We start from the raw sequence: 605 nt of genomic DNA on the forward strand, positions 1-605 counted from the left end.
GTAATGAACGTACGCAAATTCTTCAATGGATGTATATAATTCTTTCTCAGAATGATAGGAATGATGATGAACCAGTTCATTCTTGAGAGTATTGTAATAACGTTCCATAGGAGCATTATCATACGGATATCCAGCCTTACTCATGCTTTGCGTGATACCAACTGACTCACAGTATTCCGTGAATACCTTTGAGGTGAACGGACTTCCTTGATCCGAGTGTAGAATGAAATGGTTAGTATCTAATCCCGGCTGTGAATCAATTGCCTTCTGCAGTGTTTCCTTTGCAAGATCTGCTGTTATGTGCTTATCGGTAATGCTGGCAATAACACTTCTATCATGAAGATCAATGATTGTACAGTTATAACGCTTGCTACCATCTGTTAAAAATAAATAGGTAAAATCAGTGCACCATTTCTGGTTTATGGATTCTGCCTTAAAATCCTGATGGAGCTTATTTTCAAATACTTGGTGAGGAGCGCCATATTCATAGTCTGGCTTGCATTTCCTTGTAATTGAAAATAACGGAAGCTCAGTATTCATGTACTTATGGACAGTTGCACAACTGATGCTGTATCCCTTGCGAAGAAGATAAGCGTGCACAGTTC

1 protein-coding gene is annotated in these 605 nt (G+C 38.8%); it reads right to left on the reverse strand.

Annotation, left to right across the window (positions count from 1 at the left end; all coding sequences use genetic code 11):
• A partial coding sequence (locus KQI71_RS12275; protein WP_216436398.1) for an IS3 family transposase occupies window positions 1-605 on the reverse strand: 605 nt, incomplete at both ends.

The sequence above is a fragment of the Anaerostipes sp. MSJ-23 genome (genome assembly GCF_018918155.1).
GTDB lineage: Bacteria > Bacillota > Clostridia > Lachnospirales > Lachnospiraceae > Anaerostipes.